General features: G+C 71.7%; 19 protein-coding genes. 13 read left to right on the top strand and 6 right to left on the bottom strand.

Going from position 1 to position 20,990, the window contains the following annotated elements; all coding sequences use genetic code 11:
* Positions 1 to 11: 11 nt before the first annotated feature.
* On the bottom strand, positions 12 to 932 hold the full coding sequence (locus ACSDR0_RS15925; protein WP_435289571.1) for a winged helix-turn-helix transcriptional regulator: 921 nt from the start codon (positions 930 to 932) through the stop codon (positions 12 to 14).
* A 210-nt stretch (positions 933 to 1,142) separates the two neighbouring features.
* Here ACSDR0_RS15925 and ACSDR0_RS15920 point away from each other — a divergent pair, with 210 nt between their 5' ends.
* From ACSDR0_RS15920 to ACSDR0_RS15905, 4 genes are all read left to right on the top strand, one after another.
* Positions 1,143 to 2,594: a carotenoid oxygenase family protein gene (locus ACSDR0_RS15920; protein WP_435289570.1), complete on the top strand. Its 1,452-nt coding sequence runs from the start codon at positions 1,143 to 1,145 to the stop codon at positions 2,592 to 2,594.
* Between the two features lie 127 nt (positions 2,595 to 2,721).
* On the top strand, positions 2,722 to 3,891 hold the full coding sequence (locus ACSDR0_RS15915; RefSeq protein WP_435289569.1) for an acetyl-CoA C-acyltransferase: 1,170 nt from the start codon (positions 2,722 to 2,724) through the stop codon (positions 3,889 to 3,891).
* Positions 3,888 to 4,880 carry an LLM class F420-dependent oxidoreductase gene (locus ACSDR0_RS15910; protein WP_435289568.1) on the top strand — a complete coding sequence of 331 codons (993 nt, stop codon included), beginning with the start codon at positions 3,888 to 3,890 and terminating at the stop codon, positions 4,878 to 4,880. Before ACSDR0_RS15915 ends, ACSDR0_RS15910 begins: the two co-directional genes overlap by 4 nt.
* Positions 4,881 to 4,993: 113 nt before the next feature.
* Positions 4,994 to 5,185 (top strand): hypothetical protein, encoded by a 192-nt coding sequence (locus ACSDR0_RS15905; protein WP_435289567.1) that lies wholly within the window; start codon positions 4,994 to 4,996, stop codon positions 5,183 to 5,185.
* Between the two features lie 130 nt (positions 5,186 to 5,315).
* Here ACSDR0_RS15905 and ACSDR0_RS15900 read toward each other — a convergent pair whose 3' ends face one another.
* Entirely contained in the window at positions 5,316 to 5,627 is a 312-nt protein-coding gene (locus ACSDR0_RS15900) for a DUF3817 domain-containing protein (RefSeq protein WP_435289566.1), read from the bottom strand.
* A 29-nt stretch (positions 5,628 to 5,656) separates the two neighbouring features.
* The gene (locus ACSDR0_RS15895) at positions 5,657 to 6,484 is read right to left on the bottom strand and encodes an SURF1 family protein (RefSeq protein ID WP_435289565.1); all 828 of its coding nucleotides are present in this window, start codon (positions 6,482 to 6,484) and stop codon (positions 5,657 to 5,659) included.
* Positions 6,485 to 6,616: 132 nt separating this feature from the next.
* Between ACSDR0_RS15895 and ACSDR0_RS15890 the strand changes: the two genes are divergently transcribed.
* The gene (locus tag ACSDR0_RS15890) at positions 6,617 to 6,793 is read left to right on the top strand and encodes a hypothetical protein (protein WP_329425724.1); all 177 of its coding nucleotides are present in this window, start codon (positions 6,617 to 6,619) and stop codon (positions 6,791 to 6,793) included.
* Between the two features lie 251 nt (positions 6,794 to 7,044).
* A complete protein-coding gene (locus ACSDR0_RS15885; protein WP_435289564.1) occupies positions 7,045 to 8,502 on the top strand; it encodes a flavin-containing monooxygenase in 1,458 nt (485 codons plus the stop codon).
* A 254-nt stretch (positions 8,503 to 8,756) separates the two neighbouring features.
* Here the strand turns inward: ACSDR0_RS15885 and ACSDR0_RS15880 are convergent, their stop codons facing one another.
* Positions 8,757 to 10,523, bottom strand: a complete 1,767-nt coding sequence (locus ACSDR0_RS15880) for a gamma-glutamyltransferase family protein (RefSeq protein WP_435289563.1) — start codon at positions 10,521 to 10,523, stop codon at positions 8,757 to 8,759.
* A gap of 131 nt (positions 10,524 to 10,654) precedes the next feature.
* Between ACSDR0_RS15880 and ACSDR0_RS15875 the strand changes: the two genes are divergently transcribed.
* The 6 genes from ACSDR0_RS15875 (at position 10,655) to ACSDR0_RS15850 (ending at position 16,247) form a co-directional block, all read left to right on the top strand.
* The gene (locus ACSDR0_RS15875) at positions 10,655 to 11,782 is read left to right on the top strand and encodes a sensor histidine kinase (RefSeq protein WP_435289562.1); all 1,128 of its coding nucleotides are present in this window, start codon (positions 10,655 to 10,657) and stop codon (positions 11,780 to 11,782) included.
* The gene (locus tag ACSDR0_RS15870) at positions 11,779 to 12,426 is read left to right on the top strand and encodes a response regulator (RefSeq protein ID WP_435289561.1); all 648 of its coding nucleotides are present in this window, start codon (positions 11,779 to 11,781) and stop codon (positions 12,424 to 12,426) included. Before ACSDR0_RS15875 ends, ACSDR0_RS15870 begins: the two co-directional genes overlap by 4 nt.
* Positions 12,427 to 12,519: 93 nt before the next feature.
* A complete protein-coding gene (locus ACSDR0_RS15865; protein WP_435289560.1) occupies positions 12,520 to 13,143 on the top strand; it encodes a Uma2 family endonuclease in 624 nt (207 codons plus the stop codon).
* Positions 13,144 to 13,247: 104 nt separating this feature from the next.
* Positions 13,248 to 13,526, top strand: a complete 279-nt coding sequence (locus ACSDR0_RS15860) for an SHOCT domain-containing protein (protein WP_435289559.1) — start codon at positions 13,248 to 13,250, stop codon at positions 13,524 to 13,526.
* Between the two features lie 100 nt (positions 13,527 to 13,626).
* Positions 13,627 to 14,706 (top strand): urease accessory protein UreH domain-containing protein, encoded by a 1,080-nt coding sequence (locus ACSDR0_RS15855; RefSeq protein ID WP_435289558.1) that lies wholly within the window; start codon positions 13,627 to 13,629, stop codon positions 14,704 to 14,706.
* 128 nt (positions 14,707 to 14,834) lie between these two features.
* Positions 14,835 to 16,247 carry an SEL1-like repeat protein gene (locus tag ACSDR0_RS15850; RefSeq protein WP_435289557.1) on the top strand — a complete coding sequence of 471 codons (1,413 nt, stop codon included), beginning with the start codon at positions 14,835 to 14,837 and terminating at the stop codon, positions 16,245 to 16,247.
* 100 nt (positions 16,248 to 16,347) lie between these two features.
* Here ACSDR0_RS15850 and ald read toward each other — a convergent pair whose 3' ends face one another.
* Both ald and ACSDR0_RS15840 read right to left on the bottom strand, forming a co-directional pair.
* Positions 16,348 to 17,463 carry an alanine dehydrogenase gene (gene ald / locus ACSDR0_RS15845; RefSeq protein ID WP_435289556.1) on the bottom strand — a complete coding sequence of 372 codons (1,116 nt, stop codon included), beginning with the start codon at positions 17,461 to 17,463 and terminating at the stop codon, positions 16,348 to 16,350.
* 286 nt (positions 17,464 to 17,749) lie between these two features.
* Positions 17,750 to 19,144 carry an aspartate aminotransferase family protein gene (locus ACSDR0_RS15840; RefSeq protein WP_435289555.1) on the bottom strand — a complete coding sequence of 465 codons (1,395 nt, stop codon included), beginning with the start codon at positions 19,142 to 19,144 and terminating at the stop codon, positions 17,750 to 17,752.
* A gap of 280 nt (positions 19,145 to 19,424) precedes the next feature.
* Here ACSDR0_RS15840 and ACSDR0_RS15835 point away from each other — a divergent pair, with 280 nt between their 5' ends.
* A complete protein-coding gene (locus ACSDR0_RS15835) occupies positions 19,425 to 20,771 on the top strand; it encodes a M20/M25/M40 family metallo-hydrolase (RefSeq protein WP_435289554.1) in 1,347 nt (448 codons plus the stop codon).
* Positions 20,772 to 20,990 lie beyond the last annotated feature (219 nt).

The following is a 20,990-nucleotide window of genomic DNA, read 5'->3' as shown; positions in this document are numbered from 1 at the left end:
GAGGAGCGCCGTCACTCGGGTAGGACGAAACGGACCTCGCGCCGCTGGAGCGGCCGGCCGCACGCCCTGCACAGCAGGACCGGCTGGAAGGCGGCGCCGCAGAGCGCGTGGGTGATCGACAGGGCCGACCCCTCGGGGGCGGGGAGCTCGCGCTGGGCCCAGTCGACCAGGAAGGCGAAGACCTCGAAGAAGGCCAGCCCCTTGTCGGTGAGCCGGTACGAGCCGTCGGGCCGGGCGTCGAAGACGCACAGCTCGACGAAGCGGCGCAGCCGGTCGGTGAGCACCGAGGGCGCGATGCCGAGACCGGACTGGAAGTCGACGAAGCGGCGGATGCCGAGGAACGCGCCGGCCAGGACACTGGTGCTCCACCGGTCGCCGAGGATCTCCATCGACGCCGGGCAGTAGCCGATCAGGTCGGGCGGGGCGTCGGAGCGGACCGTGCGGCGGTGCCGTCGCGGCGGGCCGATCCTGGAGAACGTGGCCAGCGGGCCGGGCTCGGTCCGGGTGTCGCGGGCGCTCATCGGCTCCAGGCAGGAACCGCACCCGAGGTACGGTTTGGCGTCCTGGCCGCACTGCTCGTGCAGCAGCGGCGGGAGCCGTCCCGGGGCGACCCAGTCGCGCTCCCACGCCTGGATGGCCACCAGCAGGGCCCACAGCTGGAGCCCGCGATCCGTCAGCCGGTACTCGTAGCGGGTGCGGCCGTTGCGGTACGCCGACAGCTCGAAGATGCCGTGGTCGACCAGCTCCCTGAGCCTGGCGGCGAGAACCGACTCGGAGATGCCCAGCGCGTCGTGCCAGCCGGCGAAGGTCCGGATCCGCAGCAGGAACGCCCGCTGCAGGATCAGCAGCACCCACCGGTCTCCCAGGATCGCCAGCGCCTGCCCGATCGCACTGAGCTCGGTTCGCGCCGGCTCCCGCTCAGTGCCGTTCACAGCCTGCCCTCCAGATGGTCGCGTGGTCGTGCCCGTCATGGGCGAGCGCGGTCGTACTCGTCACCGACGAACGTGGTCGTTCCTCTTTCCGGCGAAACCGCCAAACTACCAACCCGGCGCCGCCCGGACAGCCCGGTGCGCCCTCCGCTCACGCCACCGGCGGTGAGCGGCCATTGACGACCTGACTTCTTTTATCGTAGCGTCCAGAGCATGGCGGAACCTGTGGTGGTCATGGACGAGTCGGGCGAGCCGAATCCGTACCTGCTGGGCGTCTACGCGCCGGTCCAGGACGAGATCACGGCTGAGAACCTCAGGGTCGTCGGCGAGATCCCGAAGGACCTCAACGGCGTCTACCTGCGCAACGGCCCCAACGCGCGCTTCTCCGTGAAGGGGCGCTACCACTGGTTCGACGGCGACGGCATGGTGCACGCGATGCACTTCGAGAACGGCAGGGCCCGCTACCGGAACCGCTACGTCAGGACCAGGGCGTTCGAGGCGGAGTCGGCCGCCGGGCACTCCCTGTGGACCGGCGTGATGGAGAACCCGAAGGGCAACCCGTTCGGCAACACCCGCGGGCTCGGCCTCAAGGACTCGGCCAACACCGACGTGATCTTCCATCGCGGCCGGGTCCTCACCACGTGGTACCTGTGCGGCTCCCCGTACGGCATGGACCCCCTCAGCCTGGAGACGCTCGGCACCGAGACCTTCCTCGACACGCTGACCGGCGACTTCATGGCCCACCCCAAGGTCGACGAGCGGACCGGGGAGCTGTTCTGGTTCGACTACGGGCCCCGGAGGCCGTACATGCGCTACGGGGTGGTCGGCGCGGGCGGTCAGGTCGAGCACTGCGTGGAGCTGGAGCTGCCGGGGGCGCGGCTGCCGCACGACATGGCGATCACCGAGAACCACGCGATCCTCATGGACCTGCCGCTCTACCAGGACATGGACGCCGCCCGCCAGGGCCGCTACAAGCTGACGTTCAACCGGGAGCTGCCCTCGCGCTTCGGCGTCATCCCCCGGCGCGGGCAGGCGCACGAGATCCGCTGGTTCGACGCGAAACCCTGCTACATCTACCACGTGGTCAACTCCTGGGAGGAGGAGGGCGAGATCGTCCTGGACGTCTGCCGGGTGGGCCGTCCCGCGCCCGCCGGGACCGGCAGCCCGCTGGCCCGCATGATCTCCTACCTCAAGCTCGACGCGCGGATGTACCGCTACCGCTTCGACCTGCGCACCGGCCGCACGTCCGAGGGCTTCGTGGACCCGGACCACAACACCGAGTTCCCCTCGATGGACGCCCGGCTGACGGGCCTGCGGTCGCGCTACGCCTACAACGTGTCGGTCAAGGACGCCGCGACCAACCTCTTCGACGGCCTGGTCCGCTACGACAACGTGACGGGCGCCAAGGAGACGTACTACTACGGCGAGCACCGCTACGGCAGCGAGGCCCCGTTCGCGCCGCGTGACGGCGCGACCGGCGAGGAGGACGGCTATCTCGTCAGCTTCGTCACCGACGAGCGCGAGGGCACCTCCGAGGTGCAGATCCTGCACGCGGCGAACCTGGGCGCGGGACCGATCGCCCGGATCATCCTGCCCCAGCGGGTGCCGCTCGGCTTCCACGCCACCTGGGTGCGCGCGGACCAGCTGAGGGGCTCGACCACGTGAGCCGGCGATCGGCGGCGGGCGCGGCCGGACGACGGGGCCGCGCCGGGTCCGCGGAGGATCACCCCGAACCCGTGGGCGGGCGAGAGCGCGCGGGCCTCGCGCACGACATCCGGCAGGAGTGGAACAGATGACGACATATATCTACGAGACAGTCAGGACCCCTCGCGGCAAGGCCAGGCCCGGCGGAGGGCTGGCGGACGTGACGCCGCTGACCATGCTGGAGAGGCTCCTGGACGCCCTGCGCGAGCGGACGGGCGTCGAGCGGGCGGACGACATGATCGTCGGCTGTGCCTCGCAGAACGCCGAGCAGGGCGGCAACCTGGCCAGGACCGCGGCGCTGACCGCGGGCTTCGACGCGCCCGGCATGACCGTCAACCGCTACTGCACCTCGGGCATCGACGCGGTCCGTACGGCCTTCGCGCTCGTGGAGTCCGGGCAGAGCCGCACCGTGGTCGCCGGAGGGGTCGAGTCGGTCTCCCGGGTGCCGATGTTCTCCGACGGCGGACCGCTGTGGGCCGACCCGGCGGTGGTGGACAAGATCGGGTCGATCCACATGGGCATCGCGGCTGACCTGGTCGCGACGGTCGAGGGCTTCGAGCGCGAGGAGCTCGACGCGTACGGCCTGCGCACCCAGACCCTGGCCGCCGAGGCGTGGGTCGCCGGACGCTACGACCGCTCGCTGGTACCGGTCAACGACCTGCGGCGCGACGAGCACGTGCGGCCGGGCACGACCCTGGAGGCGCTCGCCGCGATGGGGCCCGCCTTCGCCGGCCAGGACGACCAGGACGCCATCGTCCGCAGGCACCGCCCCGAGGTCGGCGAGCTGCGCCACCTGCACACCAGGGGCACCTCCCCCAGCCTGTGCGACGCGGCCGGCCTGCTCCTGGTGGGCTCCGAAGCGGCCGGCGCGGAGCTGGGCCTGCGGCCCAGGGCCAGGATCGTGGCCACCGCGACCGCCTCCGTCGACCCGGTCACCATGCTCACCGCGGGCCAGCTCGCGGTCGAGCAGGTCATCGCCGGGGCCGGCCTCACCCCCGACGACGTCGAGGTCTACGAGTTCGCCGAGGCGTTCGCCGCCCTGTGCCTGAAGTTCCAGCGGGACCTGAAGGTCGACGAGGACCGCTTCAACGTCAACGGCGGCACCATCGCCATGGGCCACGCCTTCGGCGCCACCGGGGCCATCCTGATCGCCGCCTGCGCGGACGAGCTCGAACGCCGCGGGGCCCGGTACGGCGTCGCCGCGGTGAGCGGGGCGGCGGGCAGCGGTTCCGCCGTGCTGCTGGAGCGCGTCGCATGAGGCTGGGCGTCTCCCTCGGACTCTGGCAGGACCGGCCCGCCGAGGAGGCCCTGCTCACCGCCGGGGCCGCCGACGAGCTGGGCTACGACGAGCTCTGGGTGGGCGAGATGGCCACCTACGACGCCTTCGCGCTGGCCACCGCGATCGGGCTGTCCACCGGCCGGATCGGGCTCACCGTCGGACCGCTGGCGGTGGCCGTGCGGGACCCCATGATGATCGCGATGGGGGTGGCGTCGGTGGCCGCCCTCGTCGGAAGGCCGGTGAACGTGGCGGTCGGCACGTCGAGCCCGACGGTCGTCGAGGAGTGGCACGGCAGGTCACGGGCTCGATCGGCGGCCGTACTGCGGGAGGCGGTACGGGCGCTCAGGCCGCTCCTCGATGGCGACAAATCCGATTTTTCAGGTGAATTCGTGAAAAGTCGGGGCTATCGCCTCCGGCTCCCCGCGCCCCGACCCGAGCTGACCGTGGCCGCCTTCGGCGCCTCGGCCGTACGGACCGCCGCGACGGCCGACCGGATGGTGCTCAACCTGATCACCCCCGCCTCCGCCGCCCGCCTGATCACCGACCTCCGCGCGGCGGCCCAGGCGGGGACACCCGCGCCGGAGCGGGGGCATCCCCCCGCGCGAACGCCGGCACCGAGGGTGGCGGCCTGGGTGACGGCCGCGATCGACCCGGGGCGCGAGGCGGTCGACCGGATACGGCGCGCCGTCGTGGGCTATCTCGCCGCGCCCGGATACGGCGAGATGTTCGCCGAGGCCGGATTCGGGGACGTGGTCGCGTTCGCCAGGACCCGCCCGCACCCCCGCGAGCTGCTGGCCGCCATCCCCGACGGCCTGCTGGAGGCGGTCGCCCTGCTCGGTGACGTGGACGCGGCCCGCGAGCGCCTGCGCGCGTACGCCGACGCGGGCGTGGACGAGGTGGCCCTGGTCCCGGTCAGCACGGACGCCGACCCCGGCGGCGTGGCGACGCTCAAGGCGCTGGCCGGGTAGACAAAATCACGATATATCTCGGTTGGAACCACCGCGGTAGGTCCACACGTTGGACTGGCGACGCACAATGAACTAAGACGGGGCGTCCGCCCCGCGTTCGGAGGATGTTGAGGATGTCGCCCGTCCAGAAGTACGCGATCGGCGCCGGAGCAGTGGTGTTCCTGTCGTGGCTGTTCCTGCCAGGTTTCCTGACGCTGCTGGTCCTCCTGGGCGTCGTCGCCGCCCCGGTCATCGGCTATCTGATGCTCGACCCGTCGCAGCGCGAGCGCCTCAAGCGCTCGCGTCGCCGGGGTCTCGGCCGCTGACGCGGCACGGGCCCCGCACGACACCGCAGGAAACCGCACGACACGGCACGGCCCGGCCTCGCGAACCCGCGACTCCGGGCCGCGCCGGTCAGGCGATGCCGATCAGACGGTGGCGGTCAGACCGCGCCGGTCAGGCGGTGGCGGTCGCGAGCTCCGACTCCACCCGGCGGGTGACCTTGCGCTCGAACACGAACGAGAGCAGCGGCACGGTGCCCGCGAGCATCACCCCGAGGATGTACGACCACGTCCAGCGCGCCTTCATGCCCAGGTTCATCGCGGCCACGAGATAGAGCATGTAGAGGAAGCCGTGGATCGGAGAGACGATCTTCGAGGGCTCCTCGATACCGAAGCCGTACCTGAGCACGATGCAGGTGACCAGGACGAGCAGCATCACGCCGACGATGTAGGCCAGGATGCGAAAGGGCTTGAGAGCGGATTCCACGGTCGGTTACCTCGGTCTTGGGGTTCGGTTCACGGGGCGGTTCGGGCTGGTAGGGCAGGGGTTTCCGGCTCGGCCCCGGACCCCGCGGCGTCTCCGGGGGCGGGGTCCGAGGCGGAATCGGCGTCGGAGTCGCGCTTCCGCGTACGGCCGTGCAGCGCGTCACGGACGAAATGCCACCACATGAAGACGGCGAAGAGCCCGAAGATCCACCACTGGGCGGCGTAGGCGAGGTTGCGCCAGGTGAGCCCGCCCGGCTCGGTCGGCGGCGGAACGCTCACCGGCCTGGCCGCGACCGCGGGAGCCGGCGACTGCTCGGCGGCGACCACGAACCCGTCGCGCAGCTTCGTGCCCCGCCAGAGGTTGATCAGTTCGGCCGACGACACGGTCAGCACCTGCCCCGGCGGCAACTGCCGGATCCGGCGCTGGACGCTGTTGGTGGCCTCCGAGGGCTGCAGGCGCCCGCTGAGGGTCACCCTGCCCTCCGCCGGGGCCGTGACGGCGGGGTCTCCCGCCGTGGCCACCCAGCCCCGTACGACCGGGATGGAGGTGCCGTCGCCGAGGTCGAGCGGCGCGAGCAGCCACAGGCCCCCGTCACGCTCGGCCACCAGAAGCTGCTTCGAGACGTCGAAGGTGCCCTCGGCGGTCACCCGGCGGCTGACGGCGTCGGCCGTCATGTGCTCTCCGGGCGCGGTGAGGGTGGCGACCGCCACGGGGGCGGGATCGAGCAGCGACTGGGGCGTGCCGGACTCCTCGAAGACGCCGAGCTGCCACCTGCCCAGCAACCCGCACACGACGAGGGCCCCGACCGCGAGCAGGTGGAGCACCACCACGCGGGCGGAGAACAGGATGCGGAGCATGACACCACGCTATCCGCCCCGGTCGGCGGTCCCGTCTCCAGTACCCGTCCTCGACCGGCCTCCGGGACATCCTTCCCGTGAAAGTGGACAAATCAGTGTTGGGAGGTATCCCGTATCGCTAAAGTCATCTCCATGTCTGATCCTCAGCAGATTGACCCCGCGGGCAACACTCAGGCGTTCCGCGCGTTCGCCCAGCGTAAGGACCCGGAGGCCGCTCCCGAGAAGCGGTCGCTCGCACTGCCGATCACGGCGGCGGTGGTGGTCGCGGTGCTGGTCGTCGTCGCGGTGGCCGCTTACCTGCTGCTCTAACGACTGAAGAGTCCGCAGCGCCGATGGCATCGCCCTCGGCGCTTTTCGCGTTCCCGAAGTTCCCGAAGTTCCCGAACGCTCCCGGACGTTCGTGGTGATCTATGGACGGTGTGATCTCCACTCGTTACGTTGGACGGATAATCCAATAGAAACGAGCACGGAACGCTCTCGTCGCCACAGCCGAAACCGATGGAAGGCCCGCGCCACCCGGGCCCCCTCGGCGAGGAACCGGCGGGGAGCGAGGAGACCGCATGAGCGCGCGCCCCGGGATCACGATCATCGGCTCCGGCTTCGCCGGGCTGGGCATGGCGATCAAGCTCAAGGAAGCCGGATACCACGACTTCGTCATCCTGGAGAAGGCCGACGACCTGGGCGGGACCTGGCGCGAGAACACCTACCCCGGCTGCGCCTGCGACATCCCCTCGCCCCTGTACTCCTTCTCGTACGAGCTCAACCCCGGCTGGTCGCGGATGTTCTCCCGCCAGGCCGAGATCCAGGACTACATGCGGGCCTGCGTCGAGAAGTACGGCCTGGCACCCCACCTGCGGTTCGGCGAGGAGGTCGTCGGGCTGGAGTACGACGACGCGGCGCGCGACTGGCGGGTGCTCCTCGCCGGAGGTGAGACCTTCGCCACCAACGCCGTGGTCTCGGGGATCGGCGCGCTGCACGTGCCGTCGTTGCCCGCGATCCCCGGCCGCGAGAGCTTCGCGGGCCCGTCCTTCCACTCGGCCCGCTGGGACCACTCGGTGGACCTGACCGGGAAGCGGGTCGCGGTCATCGGCACCGGCGCGTCGGCCGTCCAGTTCGTCCCGCGGATCGCCGGGCAGGTCTCCCGCCTCCACGTCTTCCAGCGCACGCCCCCCTGGATCCACTCCAAGCCCGACTTCCCCTTCTCCCCCCGGGCGAAGCGGATCCTCGGCCTGCCCGGTGCCGCCCGCGCGCTGCGCAACGCGATCTACTGGGCGCTGGAGGCCCGCGCGCTGGGCTTCACGGTCGATCCGCGCCTGATGGGGGCCCAGCGGAAGGCGGCCCTGCGCCACCTGGCCGACCAGGTCCCCGACCCGGTGCTGCGCGCCAGGCTCACGCCCGACTACATGATCGGCTGCAAGCGCGTTCTGATCTCCAACGACTACTACCCGGCACTGGCCAGGGACAACGTCGAGGTGATCACCGACGGGGTGCGGGAGATCAGGGAGAACTCGATCGTCGACTCCACCGGCAGGGAGACCGAGGTCGACGTGCTCGTCTACGGCACCGGCTTCAAGGTCACCGACGCGCTGAACGAGTGGCGGATCGTCGGCAGGAACGGCAGGAAGATCCAGGACGCCTGGCAGGACGGCGTGGAGGCCTACCACGGCACCACCGTCGCCGGGTTCCCGAACCTTTTCTTCCTGCTCGGCCCCAACACCGGCCTGGGCCACAACTCGGTCGTCTTCATGATCGAATCTCAGGTCCGGTACGTCCTCGGCTGCCTGCGCCTGCTGTCGAGGACGAAGGCCAGGGCCCTCGACGTCCGCCCCGAGGCGCAGCGCGCCTACAACGACCGTCTCCAGGACCGCCTGAACCGCCGCGTCTGGAACGAGGGCGGCTGCGGCAGCTGGTATCTCGACGAGCACGGCGTCAACAGGACCCTCTGGCCGGGCTTCACCTTCGAGTACTGGGCGCGCACCAGGAGGCCGAGGCGCGAGGCCTACGAGCTGATCCCCTGAGCGCTCCCGCCCGCCACCCGCGCTCCCCCGGCGCCCCCGCCGAGGCCCCCGGTGGCGCGGTCGAGACCGCACCACCGGGGCCGGCGTCCTTTCGTACCGTCACGTAAGTACCACCGTGAGGACGAGAGCCCTCCCTGATCACCTGCTCGCCGTGCGGGCGAGAGCCCCGCCCGCCGTACGGACGAGAGCCCCGCCCGCACACCTGCTCGCCGTGCAGGCGAGAGCCCTCCCCGCGCGAGGCGAGGACGAGAGCCCTACCTGCGCTCGCTCACCACCAGCGCGCTGCCGCCGCCGCGACGGGTCGGCTCCGCCACCGCCTGGAGTTTCCCGTGCCGCAGGAACTCGACCGCCGTGGCCGCGCCGATCTCCGGGTTCAGCACGAGGCTGTGGCCCCGGCTGGTGAGCTCGGCGCCGTAGCGGTCGATGAAGCCCTGCTCGGCCTGGGTCTGGGCGGTGTTGCGCTGGGTGGCCCGGGGCGCGGCGAGCGCCTCGGGGAGCGACATGCCGAGGTCCCAGCGGTTGACCAGGATCTGCAGCACGGTGGTGATGATCGTCGAGCCGCCGGGGGAACCCAGCGCGAGCAGCGGCCTGCCGTCGTCCAGGACGATCGTCGGCGCCATCGACGAGCGGGGGCGCTTGCCCGGCGCGGGCAGGTTCGGGTCGCCCGGGGCCGGGCCGAAGGTGAAGTCGGTCAGCTCGTTGTTGAGCAGGAAGCCCCGGCCGGGGACGACGATGCCGTTGCCGCCGGTCGACTCGATGGTGATGTTGTAGGCGACCACGTTGCCCCAGCGGTCCGTGACCACCAGGTGCGTGGTCTCCGGCCCCTCGGGAGCCGACGGGGTGGCGTCCGCCGAGGGCGCGGGCGCGCACGGTCCGTACGTCCCGTCGGGGTTGCCCGGCGCGGCCGGGCTCGCCAGCGCCCGCTCCCCGATCAGGCAGGCGCGCTCCTTGGCGAACCCGTCGGACAGCAACTCCTTGAGCGGGACGCCCGGGATGTCGCCCACGTACTTGCCCCGGTCGGCGAAGGAGAGCCTGGACGCCTCCAGGTACTCGTGCTCGCCGACCTTCGGCAGGGCCTCGAGGATGTTGAGCGCCTCGCCGACCGTCGAACCTCCCGAGGACGGCGGCGCCATGCCGTACACGTCCATGCCCTTGTACGTCACCTTCGTGGGCGGCCGTTCGAGCGCCCGGTAGGCCTTGAGGTCGGCCAGTTCCATCAGCCCCGGCCGCACGTTGCGGGTGGAGCCCGGGGTGACCGGCGGCTTCTTGACGGTGGCCACGACCTCGGCGCCGAGGGAACCGCCGTACAGCCACTCGCCCCCCTGCCTGCCGAGCCTGCGGTAGGTGTCCGCCAGCTCGGGGTTGCGGAAGGTGGAGCCGACCGGCGGCGGGGCGCCGCCCGGCAGGTAGAGCTTGGCGGTGGAGGTGAAATCCTTGAAACGGGCGGCGTTGGCGGCGGTCTGGTCGTGGAAGGTCTGGTCGACCTTGAACCCCTCGGACGCGACCTCGACGGCGGGTCTCAGCGCCTGGCGCAGCGAGAGCGTGCCGAATCTGCGCAGCGCCAGCTCCCACTGGGCCACGCTGCCGGGCACCCCCGCGGACAGCCCGCTGGTCACGGCCTCCTCGAACGGGATGCCCTCCAGGGACGCCGGTCCCATCGCCTTCGGCGCGGCCTCCCTGCCGTCGATCGTGTGGACCTTCTTGCGGCGCGCGTCGTAGTAGACGATGAACCCGCCCCCGGCCAGCCCCGCCGAGTAGGGCTCGGTCACGCCCAGGGTGGCCGCCGCGGCGACCGCCGCGTCGATGGCGTTGCCGCCCTCGCGCAACACGCCCAGCGCGACCTTGCTGGCGTCGAGGTCGACGGTCGAGACCGCGCCGCCGTACCCCTCCGCGACGGGTTTCTTCTCCGCCCCCGGCCACACCTGTGACGCCTGCGGAGAGGCGACGGCGGGTGGGACGAGCAATACGGAACTTCCCACCAGGATCCCCGCCAGGGGGATGGCGACTCGACGATTGATCATGATGACCTCCCGCAGACAGCTTGACTCAGCCCGTGAGCCTTGTCAGCCCCTTCTCTACCGCAGGGGATGTAGTACCTCATTCCTCACCGGACGGACGCGCCCTCCCGGCGGGCGCACGTACAGTGCTGAGCGTGCGCGCCAAACCCCGCTGGGCCGAGTTGCTGCTCCCGCTGTTCGTGGGGGTCTTCCAGGGCATGGGCACCCGCGGCGTGCAGTGGTGGCAGGTCCACGACCCAGGCATGCTCAGGGTCCCGCTCGACCCGCTGGGCTGCGCGCTCCTGCTGGCCGGGCCCCTGGCCCTGATCGTACGCCGCCGCCGTCCGGTGCTCAGTCTGGCCGTCGCGGTGGGCTCGACCGTGATCTTCATCGGCCTCGGCCACCCCTACGGCCCGGTCTTCCTCAGCCCGATCATCGCGTTCCACGCCGCCGTGGTCACCGGCCACCGGCGGGCGGCCTGGTCGATGTGGGGCCTGGCCTACGTGTTCTTCGTGGTTTACACGTCCTGGTTCGCCCCCGTCCCCACGACCGGGTGGTTCCACGACCTCGCGGTGGCCGCGCTGATGGGCCTGGTGGCGGTGGCGGCGGAGTTCTCGCGGGCCAGGAGGGAGCGGCAGGCCGAGCGCGAACGGGTGGCGGAGGAGGAGCTGCGGCGGCAGGCCAGCGAGGAGCGGCTGACCATGGCGCAGGAGCTGCACGACGTGCTCGCGCACAACATCTCCCTCATCCACGTGCAGGCGTCCACCGCGCTGCACCTCATCGACGACCACCCCGAGCAGGCGCGGACCGCGCTCACCACGATCAAGCAGGCGTCCAAGGACGTGTTGACCGAGATGCGGTCGGTGCTCAACGTCCTGCGCGACGGCGCTCCCCGCTCCCCCACCGCCGGGCTGGACCGCCTCGACGAGCTCATCGAGCGCAGCGGGCTGCCGGTCACCAAGAAGATCGTCGGTGAGGCCGGGCCGCTGCCCGCCGGCGTCGACCGGGCCGGGTACCGCATCGTGCAGGAGGCCCTCACCAACGTCACCCGGCACGCCCCCGGCGCGTCGGTCACGGTCGTGCTCGGCTACGACCCCCGCGCGCTGACCGTCCAGGTCACCGACTCGGGCGGTGACGCCCCCGGGGAGAGCCTGGGCAGCGGGAACGGCGTACCCGGCATGCGGGAGCGGGCCTCGGCGCTCGGGGGGACGCTGACCGCCACGCACCACGGCCGGGGCTTCCGCGTCGAGGCCCGGCTTCCGATCCCGGAGGAACCCCAATGATCAAGATTGTTCTCGCCGACGACCAGGCCCTCGTCAGGGCCGGGTTCCGCGCCCTGCTGGACGCGCAGCCGGGGATGACCGTGGTGGCCGAGGCCTCCGACGGGGCGCAGGCCCTGCGGCTGGCCGCCGAGCACGAGCCGGACGTGGTCCTGATGGACATCCGCATGCCCGGCATGGACGGGCTGACCGCCACCCGCGAGATGCCCGCCGGACCGAAGATCATCATTCTGACGACCTTCGAGCTGGACGAATACGTCTTCGAGGCCCTCCGCGGCGGCGCCAGCGGCTTCCTGGTCAAGGACACCGAACCTGCCGAGCTCATCCAGGCCGTCCGGGTGGTGGCCGGAGGCGACGCCCTGCTCTCCCCCGGCGTGACCCGCCGCCTGATCGCCGAGTACGCGAGCCGCGCCAAGGAACCGCACCAGACCCGCGACCTCGGCCTGCTCACCGACCGCGAGCGCGAGGTCCTCACCCTGGTCGGCACCGGCATGACCAACGACGAGATCGCGGGCGAGCTCTTCATGAGCCCCGCCACCGCCAAGACCCACGTCAGCCGGACCATGATGAAACTCCACGCCCGCGACCGCGCCCAGCTGGTCGTCATCGCCTACGAATCCGGCCTCGTCCGCCCCGGCTGGGTCTGACGTCCCGCTTTCCGGCAAAGGCTCGCACTCACCCACCCCACTTGCGATACTCAACGTGTTCATCAGAACACGAAGGGACATATCGTCATGGTCATGACATCGCGACGGAGCCACGCCATCCTGCGCCCCTCCCCCGAGACCTCGTCCCAGCCCCTGCCAGGAACGGCGCGCGAGCTCTTCGACGCGCTCCCGCAGCTTCCGGGACTGCGGACCGAGATCATCGACGGGAGACTGATAGTGAGCCCGGTGGGCACCCCCGAGCACGGCTGGCTGGCCATGCTTCTCGCGTACGAGCTACGTTCGCTGGTCATCGGAAATGGCTGGCGTTCATATACAGGGAACGTCGACGTCTGCATAGACGGGCCGCGCGATCCGGTCGAGCCCGACTTCGTCCTGGCGCCCGCCGACTGCCCGCGCCGGGGCGCCCGCGAGCTGCTCTCCTCCGGCCTCCTCATGGTCGCCGAGATCGTGTCTCCGGGGAGCACCGTCGACGACCGCGACCGCAAGCCCGCCATCTACGCCTCCGGCGGCGTCCCCGTGATGCTCCTCATCGACCCCGTGGCCACGCCCGCCACCGTGACGGTCCTCAGCGACCCCAAGGAGGGCGAATACCGCACCTCCACCCGGGTCGAGATGGGTTCGCGCCTCCACCTCCCCGAGCCGGTCGGCTTCACCCTCGACACCTCGATCCTCGTGGACACCCGAACCACGCCGTGACGAGCGGGGCGTACGCCACGGGCGGTAGGGCGGGGTCAGACGGCGGGACGATTCGCGGTGGGCGTCGCGGGAGGAGGGTGGGAGGCGTCTAAGGAGGTGAGGACATGGATGTCCTCTCGATGGCCCCCCACTGGGGGCCCGGAGCGTGGTGGCCGGTGTTCCCGGCTTTCTGGATCGTGTTCTGGGTCGTGCTGGGGACGCTCGCGTTCCGGGCCCGGCGCAACGGCCGGGGGCCGTGGGGCGTCCGCCACACGTCCCCCGCGGCCCCGCCCGGCACGACCGCGACGGCGGAGCAGATCCTCGCCGAACGGTACGCGCGCGGCGAGATGAGCGGCGACGAGTATTTCGAGCGCATGTCGGTGCTGCGGAGCGGTGTCGCCTGAGCACGCGCCCGGCCGCCGAGGAACGTGGACGTCCGGTAAGGACAGCGTGAGCGCTCGGTAAGGAAATGTCACCGTCGGTTGCCCTCCGGCGAGATTACGTTTGGTCCGTGAGGATCTGGATGATCGCGGGGGACGTCCGCTGAGCGCGGGACCGGCCGCGCTGTTCGCCGGAGGGCTCGCCGCGGGACTGGTCGCGGGGACGGCCTCGTGCGCGGCCGTGCAGGGCGGCCTGCTCACCGGCCTCACCTCCCGCGGCCGGCCGGCCCGCTCCGGCGGGCGCGGGGCGGGACCGTCGGGCCCCGCGGTCGTCGCGCTGTTCCTCGTCGGGCGTCTCGGCTCCCACGTGGCGGCCGGGGCCCTGCTCGGGCTGGCCGGTTCCGCCGTGCGGCTGGGTCCCCAGGTCAGGGCCGCGCTGCTCGTCGCGGCCGGGGTCGCGGTCGTGTTCTTCGGAATCCGCATGTTCGGCCGCGAACCGGAGGGTGGATGCCACCCGGGCACCGCGTCGAGCGGGCGTACGTCCCGGCGTGGCGACGTGTCCTGGATCGTCGCCCCCGTGCCCAGGGCGCTGGCGCTCGGCGCCGCGACGGTCCTGCTGCCGTGCGGGGTGACGCTCAGCGTCGAGATGGTGGCGGTCTCCAGCGGGTCGGCGCTGGGCGGGAGCGCGGTGATGGCGGGGTTCGTGGCGGGGACGGCGCCCGCGTTCGCGCTGCTCGGGCTGGTCCTGCGGCGGGCCGCGACCAGCCGGCTGGCGGCGCCGGCGGGGGCCGTCGCACTGGCGGCGGGCCTGTGGACGATCTTCTCGGGGCTGAGCCTCGGAGGCTGGCTCCCCGGATCCGGCGACCCGGCGACGGCCATAGGCGTCCCCGCGGTGACGACGGTGAACCCGGTGGAAGCCGCGGACGGCCGGGCGGGGGCGGCCGTACGCGCCGACGACGTCCAGCGGATCGAGGTCTGGGCCACCGACCACGGCTACCGGCCGGACGTGGTGATCGCCCGCGCGGGGGCTCCCACCGAACTCGTCTTCCACCTTGAGGGCATCCCCGGCTGCACCCGCACGCTCACGATCGACGGCCGCGACGTGGCACTGCCCGCCACCGTGCGACTGGGCGCGCGGGACGCGGGTTCCCTGCGCTACGTCTGCTCGATGGGCATGTACGCGGGGTTCGTGCGCTTCCGCTGAACGTCGGAGCGCCCGAGCGGACCGACGCGCGGAGCGGCGAGCGGAAGTCCGCAATTACCCTCCGCGACCGAGCGGTTACGTGCCACCCTGTGATCTGTCGGCTGCGTGCCGTCGACGAGGAGGGTGACATGGGGTGGTGGCCTGACGACCCGGAGGCGGCAGCGGGGCTGGTGCCCACCCCCCGGAGCACCGAGCACGAGAACGACACGGACGGCGAGACGGAGCTGCTGCTCGCCGCGCACGGCGGCGACGTGCAGGCCGCCCACCTGCTCGGCCGCCACTTCGCGCAGCGGGGCGACCGCTCGGCGGCGCGGCACTGGTGGGAGCGCGCGGCGGCGGCGGGAAACCTCGACAGCGCCTACAACCTGGGGATCTGGCACGAGAAGCACGGCACTCCCGCGGAGGCCGTGAAGTGGTACGAGCTGGGGGCGAACGCCGGAGACGTCGAGGCCGCGGTGAACCTGGCGACCCTCCTGCTGGATCAGCACGGCGACGTCCCGGCCGCCCGGCGGTGGCTCGAGACGGCTGCCAGGGCGGGCTCGCGCGCGGCGACCAGGCGGCTCGCGCTGCTCTGCGAGGACGGCGGCGAGACGAAGGCCGCCGGGGAGTGGCATCGCAAGGCCGCGATGGACGGCGATCTGGCCTCGGCTCACGATCTCGGATTCCTCGCCTACGCCTCCGGCGAGGAGGACGAGACGCTGCGCTGGTGGGAGCTGGCCGCCCGGAGCGGCCATGCCGACGCGGCCTACCACCTGGGGCTGTTCCTGCAGGCCAACCGCGACCCGGAGGGGGCGGAGGCGTTCTTCCGGCTGGCCGCCAGGAACGAGCACCCCGGCGCCGCGTCCCAGCTCGGCGGGATCGCGCTGTCCCTCGGCGACCTGCGCACCGCGCGCGCCTGGTTCGAGCGGGCGGCCTGCACCGGCAGGATCGACGACCAGCGGACGGCCGGGTTCGTGTGCGTGGAGATGAGCGACGCGCGGGGGGCCGGCCACTGGTTCAGCCGGGCCGCGGCGGGTGGCGACCCGGAGGCGGCCTTCAATTTCGGCCTGCTGCTCATCGCCGAGCACAGCGACCTGCAGGGCGGGCAGCACTGGTTCCGCCAGGCGGCACAGGCCGGGCACCACCGGGCCGCGGTCGAGCTGGCCGCGCTGCTGTCGGCCGCGGGCTTCTCCCGCGAGGCGGAGCGGTGGCTGTCCGATCCGCCCTCTCCCCCGTGGAGCCGGACCACCGAGCCCGAGCTCGTCGCCCGCGCCGAGCTGGCCGCGGCCGCCGTCGCCCGGCGGGGCGGCGCCCCCCTGAGGGTCGCCGACCTGACCGAGATCCTCGGCACCTGGGATCTCGTCACCCGGCCGCTGCGCGACCACACCGACGTCACGACGTGGCTGACCGAGCGGAGCGGGCTGCCGTCGAGCGCGATCGAGCATCTGGCGTCCGTACGGGCCACGTTGTTGCGCCCGGGGGGCGCCCCGTGGCCGACCCCGGTGGAGATCGAGCACGTCCTGGTCACCGCCCGCGCCCTGCGCTCCGGCCTGGCGCCGTGACGGACGCCGTCCGCACCCGGCCCCTCGCGAGCCGGTCCCACCGGCCCGGCGGGGGTCACACGTCCCGCGCCCTACCGGCGCGGGACGCGCGGAACCCGGCTCAGGCGGCGACGACCTCGGAGACCGGCACGTACGGCAGGGCGAGGGCGATGGCGACCTGCTCGTTGGTGAGCCGTCCCGCGTGGGTGTTGAGGCCCAGCGCGAGGGAGGCGTCCTGCTGGAGCGCGGTCTTCCAGCCGAGACCGGCCAGCTTGACCGCGTAGGGCAGCGTGGCGTTGGTCAGCGCGTAGGTGGAGGTGTTGGCGACGGACCCCGGCATGTTGGCCACGCAGTAGAAGATCGAGTTGTGGACCCGGTAGGTCGGCTCGGCGTGCGTGGTGGGGCGGGAGTCCTCGAAGCAGCCGCCCTGGTCGATGGCGATGTCGACGAGCACGGAGCCCGGCTTCATGCGGGAGACCAGCTCGTTGGAGACGAGGGTCGGGGCCTTGGCGCCGGGGATCAGCACGGCGCCGATGACCAGGTCGGCCTCCAGGACCTCCTTCTCGATCGCGTACGAGGTCGAGACGAGGGTCTTGAGACGGCCCTGGTAGATGGCGTCGATGAAGCGCAGGCGGTCGACGTTGAGGTCGAGGACGGTGACGTCCGCGCCCATGCCGACCGCGATCTGCGCGGCGTTGAGCCCGGAGACGCCCGCGCCGATGACGACGACCTTGGCCGGGGCCACGCCCGGCACGCCGCCGGGCAGCACGCCGCGCCCGCCGTTGAAGCGCATGAGGTTGTAGGCGCCGACCTGCGGGGCCAGGCGGCCCGCGACCTCGGACATCGGGGCGAGCAGCGGCAGGGTGTTGCCGACCTGGACGGTCTCGTACGCGATGCCGGTGACCTGGCGGTCGAGGAGGGCGTCGGTGCACTCGCGGCCCGCCGCGAGGTGCAGGTAGGTGAAGAGCACCTGGCCGGGGCGCATGCGGTGGTACTCCTCCGCGATGGGCTCCTTCACCTTGAGGATCATCTCGGCCTGGTCCCACACCTCGTCGGCGGTTTCAAGGATCTTGGCCCCGGCGAAGAGGTACTCCTCGTCGGTGAGGTGCGAGCCGAGGCCCGCGTCGCGCTGGATATAGACGTCGTGGCCGTGACGGACAAGCTCGTGCACGCCCGCCGGGGTCGCGGCGACGCGGTACTCGTGGTTCTTGACCTCGGCAGGCACGCCGATCTTCATGGGATTTCCTTTCGTCGTTTCAACGGAGTGGCACAGCGAGGCTTCTGCGGGTGCGGTGCGGCCACTCCGGCGGACATGGCGCCGGGAGGGCACGGCGTCCCGGCGGGCCTGCCACCGGGCAGGCGTCCGGCACGGTGATCGGCCGGTCGGCGGGTGGCGTACCGCCCGACCGGCGGGACCGGCGGGAGCACGGTGCGGCGGCGGGAGGACGCGGTGGGCGCCGGCGGGTACGGCGCGGCCTTCCGGGCCGCGCGTGGCGGTCCGGAAAGTGCGCGGCCGTGCGCGCTCAGAGGCGGCTCCATGCCTCCGTCAGCACCGAGTGAAGAATGGACTCGATCTCGTCGAACTCCTTGGGACCGCAGATGAGCGGCGGGGCGAGCTGGATGACCGGGTCGCCCCGGTCGTCGGCGCGGCAGTACAGGCCCGCCTCGTAGAGGGCGGGGGTGAGGAAGCCCCTGATGAGGCGCTCGGACTCCTCCGCGTTGAAGGTCTCCTTGGTGACCTTGTCCTTGACGAGCTCGATGCCCCAGAAGTAACCGGAGCCGCGCACGTCGCCGACGATCGGCAGGTCGAGGAGCCGCTCCAGGGTGGAGCGGAAGACCGGCTCGTTGCGGGTGACGTGGCCGAGCAGGTCCTCCCGCTCGAACAGGTCGAGGTTGGCCAGCGCGACGGCCGAGGACACCGGGTGACCGCCGAAGGTGTAGCCGTGGGCGAACATCTCGGTACCGTTCTTGAACGGCTCGAAGAGGCGCTCGGAGGCGATCATGGCGCCGATCGGCGAGTAGCCGCTGGTCATGCCCTTGGCGCAGGTGATGATGTCGGGGACGTAGTCGAACTTCTGCCCGCCGAACATGGTGCCGAGGCGGCCGAAGGCGCAGATGACCTCGTCCGAGACGAGCAGGACGTCGTACTCGTCGCAGATCTCGCGCAGGCGCTTGAAGTATCCGGGGGGCGGCGGGAAGCAGCCGCCCGCGTTCTGCACCGGCTCGACGAAGACGGCGGCCACGGTGTCGGGGCCCTCCATCTCGATGGCGCGGGCGACGCGCTCGGCGGCCCAGTAGCCGTACTGCTCGGGCGTCATGCCGGGCACGCCGCTGATCTCGTCGGCGCGGTAGTGGTTGGTGTTGGGCACCCTGACGGAACCCGGGACCAGCGGCTCGAACATCTGCTTGAAGGCCGGGATGCCGGTGATCGACAGGGCGCCCTGCGGGGTGCCGTGGTAGGCGATCTGGCGGCTGATGACCTTGTGCTTGAGCGGCTTGCCGGTGATCTTGAAGTACTGCTTGGCGAGCTTCCACGCGCTCTCGACGGCCTCGCCGCCGCCGGTGGTGAAGAAGACGCGGTTGAGGTCGCCGGGGGTCTCGGCGGCGAGACGCTGGGCCAGCTCGACGGCCTTGGGGTGCGCGTACGACCACAGCGGGAAGAACGCCAGCTCCTGGGCCTGCTTGGCGGCGGCCTCGGCCAGCTCGCTGCGGCCGTGACCCGCCTGGACCACGAAGAGCCCGGCGAGGCCGTCGAGGTAGCGCTTGCCGTGCACGTCGTAGATGTAGGAGCCCTCGCCCCTCACGATCATCGGCACCTCGGCACCCTCGTACGAGCTGTGCCGGGTGAAGTGCATCCACAGGTTGTCCTGCGCGGCCTTCATGAGCGAGGTCACGTCGGTGTTTTCAGGGTGCGTCATCACGATCTTCCCTCGTTGAGCTGGCTTCCAACAGTCTGCCTGCCAGAACAGCTCTTGCCAAGTGAAAACGTGGCATTAAAGTGCGAGAACCTCGGAATCCGCAAAACGCCTATGTAACAACGACGAAATCCGCGATCAGACGAGAAGGGCATCCGATCATTACCCAAACCCAGGTTCCACTTGGCGGAACCCTGGCGTGCTGGAGTCGCGGGCGAGAGCGGCCGTACCTGCGGTTGTGATCCAATAGGACGCACCAGATATTGAGATGCGGGGGAAAGTCGTGACTCCTGACGAGATCGAGAACGCCGTCACCGCCGGCATGCCCCAGGCGACGGCGGACCTCAAACGGCTCGTCGCCATCCCCTCGGTGGCCTTCCCCGGCCACCCCGAGGCGCCCGTGCTCGCGGCCGCCGCGGTGACCGAGGAACTCCTGCGGAGCGCCGGCCTGCCGCACGTCCAGCAGATCCCCGTCGAGGGCAGTTTTCCCGCCGTCTACGCGGAGGCCCCCGCCCCGCCCGGCGCGCCGACCGTGCTCCTGTACGCGCACTACGACGTGCAGCCCACGGGCGACCTCGCGCTCTGGCGCACCCCGCCCTTCGAGCCGACGGAGATCGACGGCGCGATTTACGGCCGTGGCGCCGCCGACGACAAGTCGGGCGTCATCTCCCACGTCGCGGCGCTCCGCGCCTTCCAGGGGCGGTTCCCGGTCGGCATCAAGGTCATCATCGAGGGCCAGGAGGAGTACGCGGGCGAGCGCCTGGAATCCTTCGTCGAGCGCAACCCCGAGCTTTTCCGCGCCGACGCGATCGTGGTCGCCGACACCGGCAACCCCCGGCTGGGCGACCCGTCGGTGACGACCTCACTGCGCGGCATGGGCGCCTTCACCATCGAGGTACGCACCCTCAAGGAGTCGCTGCACAGCGGCTCGTTCGGCGGCGCCGCCCCCGACGCCCTCTCGGCGCTGATCCGGATGCTCGCCGCCCTGCACGACGACCACGGCGACATCCGCGTCCCCGGTCTGCCCCGCGGCAGCTTCCTCGGCTCCGGCCCGTCGGAGGAGGACTTCCGTTCCACCGCGGGCGTGCTCGACGGCGTCTCCACCGTCGGCTCCGGCTCGCTGGCCGACCGCCTGTGGGCCTCGTACGCGATCACGATCACCGGCCTGGACGTGCCGACGGTCTCCGGCGCGATCAACGCGGTCCAGGCCGTCGCCAGGGCCCGGGTGACCGTGCGGGTGCCCCCGGCCGGCGACCCGAAGACGACCGTCGAGGCCGTCGTCGACTTCCTGCGGCAGGTCGCCCCCTGGGGCGTCCAGGTGGAGGTCGGCGACTACACCATGGGCTCCGGCTACCTCGCCGACACCGGCGGCGCGGCCCGCTCCGCGCTGAACCGGGCCATGGAACGTGCCTTCGGCCGTCCCCCGCGCGACGTCGGCGCCGGTGGCTCGATCCCGCTCGTCTCCACCTTCGTCAGGCAGTTCCCCGCCGCCACGATCCTGCTCTTCGGCGCCGAGGACGACGACGCGGCGATCCACGCCCCCAACGAGCGCGTGAACATCGAGGAGCTCCGCCGCACCGCCACCGCCGAGGCGCTCTTCCTCCAGGAGTACAGCTCCGCGACGGTCTGACATCTGACATCGGGGCGTTCCGGGCGAATCCCGGCGGTCGGCGAGGGGTTGGACGGGAACGGCGGGATCACCGCCGATGCCCGGAATCCCGCGCGCCTCCCGCCGGTTTCCCCGCGCCCGCGAACGGTCACGCTTCCGCCGGTTCCCCGCGCCCGCGAACAACCACACCCCCACCGGTTTTCCCTGCCCGGGATCCCGTGCACCCCTGCCGGTTTCCCC

It is taken from the genome of Streptosporangium sp. G11 (assembly GCF_051192615.1).
Taxonomy (GTDB): domain Bacteria; phylum Actinomycetota; class Actinomycetes; order Streptosporangiales; family Streptosporangiaceae; genus Streptosporangium.
Note: the sequence above shows the minus strand (reverse complement) of the source record. Positions and strands in the feature narration are given on the sequence as shown.

Bases quoted from the DNA above. Each gene is read 5' to 3' on its own strand.
- ACSDR0_RS15920 (WP_435289570.1), top strand. From the start codon at position 1,143: ATGGCGGAACCTGTGGTGGTCATGGACGAGTCGGGCGAGCCGAATCCG.
- ACSDR0_RS15915 (WP_435289569.1), top strand. From the start codon at position 2,722: ATGACGACATATATCTACGAGACAGTCAGGACCCCTCGCGGCAAGGCC.
- ACSDR0_RS15910 (WP_435289568.1), top strand. From the start codon at position 3,888: ATGAGGCTGGGCGTCTCCCTCGGACTCTGGCAGGACCGGCCCGCCGAG.
- ACSDR0_RS15905 (WP_435289567.1), top strand. From the start codon at position 4,994: ATGTCGCCCGTCCAGAAGTACGCGATCGGCGCCGGAGCAGTGGTGTTC.
- ACSDR0_RS15895 (WP_435289565.1), bottom strand. From the start codon at position 6,484: ATGCTCCGCATCCTGTTCTCCGCCCGCGTGGTGGTGCTCCACCTGCTC.
- ACSDR0_RS15890 (WP_329425724.1), top strand. From the start codon at position 6,617: ATGTCTGATCCTCAGCAGATTGACCCCGCGGGCAACACTCAGGCGTTC.
- ACSDR0_RS15885 (WP_435289564.1), top strand. From the start codon at position 7,045: ATGAGCGCGCGCCCCGGGATCACGATCATCGGCTCCGGCTTCGCCGGG.
- ACSDR0_RS15880 (WP_435289563.1), bottom strand. From the start codon at position 10,523: ATGATCAATCGTCGAGTCGCCATCCCCCTGGCGGGGATCCTGGTGGGA.
- ACSDR0_RS15870 (WP_435289561.1), top strand. From the start codon at position 11,779: ATGATCAAGATTGTTCTCGCCGACGACCAGGCCCTCGTCAGGGCCGGG.
- ACSDR0_RS15865 (WP_435289560.1), top strand. From the start codon at position 12,520: ATGACATCGCGACGGAGCCACGCCATCCTGCGCCCCTCCCCCGAGACC.
- ACSDR0_RS15860 (WP_435289559.1), top strand. From the start codon at position 13,248: ATGGATGTCCTCTCGATGGCCCCCCACTGGGGGCCCGGAGCGTGGTGG.
- ACSDR0_RS15850 (WP_435289557.1), top strand. From the start codon at position 14,835: ATGGGGTGGTGGCCTGACGACCCGGAGGCGGCAGCGGGGCTGGTGCCC.
- ald (WP_435289556.1), bottom strand. From the start codon at position 17,463: ATGAAGATCGGCGTGCCTGCCGAGGTCAAGAACCACGAGTACCGCGTC.
- ACSDR0_RS15840 (WP_435289555.1), bottom strand. From the start codon at position 19,144: ATGACGCACCCTGAAAACACCGACGTGACCTCGCTCATGAAGGCCGCG.